General features: G+C 28.3%; 2 protein-coding genes. Both read left to right on the plus strand.

The window, feature by feature from the left end; genetic code table 11:
* Nucleotides 1-617 precede the first annotated feature (617 nt).
* A complete protein-coding gene (locus tag WBG07_RS19235) occupies nt 618-1,574 on the plus strand; it encodes a proline dehydrogenase family protein (protein ID WP_340203743.1) in 957 nt (318 codons plus the stop codon).
* A 901-nt stretch (nt 1,575-2,475) separates the two neighbouring features.
* Nucleotides 2,476-2,640 (plus strand): hypothetical protein, encoded by a 165-nt coding sequence (locus WBG07_RS19240; protein WP_340203745.1) that lies wholly within the window; start codon nt 2,476-2,478, stop codon nt 2,638-2,640.
* Nucleotides 2,641-2,804 lie beyond the last annotated feature (164 nt).

Below are 2,804 nucleotides of genomic sequence, written 5' to 3' on the forward strand. Positions count from 1 at the left end.
TTAGTCTATACGGAAGGTAAAGAACTCCACCAAACCGTGAAAATCGTTTGATTCGCATTTTTTCAATTTTACCCCTATTAAAATATAGTAAAACTATCGCTACACAACAATAATTTATAATTTCACAACAGAATTCCAATTGATATTCTTGTATTAGATACTTTAGCTACAGTGAAATAAAGAAATTAAGTAGAACCAATAATAATTTATCTAAGAACCACATTACAAGATATTTTGTAATAATTACAGTTTTTAGTATATGGAGTTATCTACATTTTATAAATAAAATGTATCGCAGTGAACTCCAAACTTACCTATGAAACTATATTTTACGGAGGTAACATACCTATCAAAGAAAAATAGTATTGTTTTCAATCTATTATATTTCTCAGGACTGTTAAACCTATCTAATAATATTTTGCTTTTTCAAGTTTGGTAATTCCGGTTTTAGTTTTATTTATTATAAACACAAACACAGTAGCATTTTGTAAACAAGGTTCTAAGTAAGAATAATTTACTGAAATAACGAGCGTAACAAGTATTTTTTAATATGGTGGTAAGCATTAAAGAAAATTGATTTAACTAAATGATAACTTATAAAAAATCAAAATGTTATTATGAAACATTTAGTTAATTACCAGAAAAAGTTCTTGAAATTTAGTTACAAACTAAGTTTTAAGTCTAAAAAATCGTTATCTGTATTTCAAACACCTGGTAATGTATATATCACCAAAATCATGAGCCTTTTAATAGACTGTGCTTTATGGCTAAAAACCCCATTAATACTAGCTAAAAAAAGCATACAGTCCAAAAAACAAAAGAATTATTTAATTTCAAAAGGACTGAATCAAAAAGTAAAAAAAGTTCCTTTTATAAATAGATCAATTCTAATTAGTAAATACATCACTAAAACAACCGCAAAAACAGAGCAATTTAATGAAACTGCTCATAGGATTCTTGAATTCATAGAAAATTTAGATCATTCAAAATTTACGCCATTTCTAATATGTAAACCTTCTTGTCTTGGCAGTGTTACCCTTTTTCAAAAACTTTCTAAAGGAGCCTCCTTGTCTAAAAGAGAACAACAAGAATGGAAAGATCTTAAAGAACGCTTCAGACAAATATGTAAAAAAGCTCAAGGCACAGAGTACTTTAAACTTATTATAGACGCTGAAGAATCTTGGGTACAAGACTGTATTGATGAACTAGCTGTTGATCTAATGTCTGAATTCAACAAAGAAAGAGCGGTCGTATTTCTTAGTATTCAAATGTACAGATGGGACAGATTGGATTTTTTACTCTCTATCAACAAAAAAGCTAGAAAAGAAAACTTTAAAATTGGCATCAAACTTGATAAAGGTGAATACAGAAGAAAAGAATGTATCAGAGCCAAAATGAAAGGTTACCCAAGCCCCTTGTGTCCCAATGATGAAACTACCGAAAAAAACCTCCAAAGTGCAATCAGGTATTGTATTCACTATTTAGATGTATTTGAACTCTTTTCTGATATAGAAAATGATATTGACACTAAATTATTGGTAGAATACAAGGATCTATACGATGTAAACAAATAAGATTCTAAAGTGTGATTTAATTAACTAATAGAGAAAACTTAAAACATCAACCTCAATGTAAGGTAAATAATACCTTCGTTAAATTTGTTTTTACAACTGAATCCTCTTCTTATAAAATTTAACACCAATAACATATACTGTCTGATATATTACGGTGAACTGAGCCATTACCACTAAACACACCTCAATCTAAACTAGTAGAAGCGCACTATAAACTTACCTTCATAAAATGTAATACCTAGTAAGCCAAATAAAAAAGTGTTTTTTCATCAATCATCCCAACTGTACATTCCACTAGTAAAGGCATTGAAATCATTAAGCTCCATTGCGCAATCACTATTTGGTACAAAAGAATCATTATATCAAATCCACATTAAGAATAGAAAAAATTAAGATAGTGTACCCTTTCTTCTGCTTGTTTAAAGCAACTTTAGATTCTTTTTACTGTCTAAAATGGACAAGAAAGAATTGATTTAGATATTAAATAAGTCCCAATATCCTATTCTATGTGATAGAATAACGCCAAAATGTGGTTTAGTTTTAAATTATTAGGAGGTATTAAAAAAAGATCCTAGAATAAGTTCTATCACTATTGTTATATCATTAAATCGTACACTAAAGAATTTGGCTTACCACCAAGTTCGCTAAGAAAATGATGTATACTATTGTAAATTTCCCTACAAATAAAAAAATTAATTCAAATTGCTGATATACAGTTGTTTAAACCGATTAAATTAGTGTTATGAACAATAGTTACACTACTTTTATGAACAATATTTATAGTAATATACTTCCCAAAACATTAGTTCATTCATTAAAAACAATGGTTTATAAAACATGCTTTTTGTTGTATTATCTTTAGACTAAGAATAACATAAGTTCTTACTTGAAAGAAAAAGCAATGACTAATAAAACTATGTTAAGTTATAAGAATTCAGCCAACAGAAGTTTGCAGAATTCTTCCATATATGCCACAAGAAAAACTTTGTTCCTTAATGCATATCAATACTTTATTGATAGAGGCATGGGAAATGATACACCTATAGAAAACCTTGCGCAACAGTAATAGTGCGTTTACCATCAACTAATAACAATAAATAAATAAGAAGGAGTTTAAAATTTAATCCATATGCTTAGATAACCCTAATAACAAAGTATACTAATGCAAAGTTCCCCCAGACTTACAATAACCCTCCATCTTTTAGTATCAATTATTAATATCAAATTATC

This window comes from Ascidiimonas meishanensis (assembly GCF_037782385.1).
Taxonomy (GTDB): Bacteria; Bacteroidota; Bacteroidia; order Flavobacteriales; family Flavobacteriaceae; genus Ascidiimonas; species Ascidiimonas meishanensis.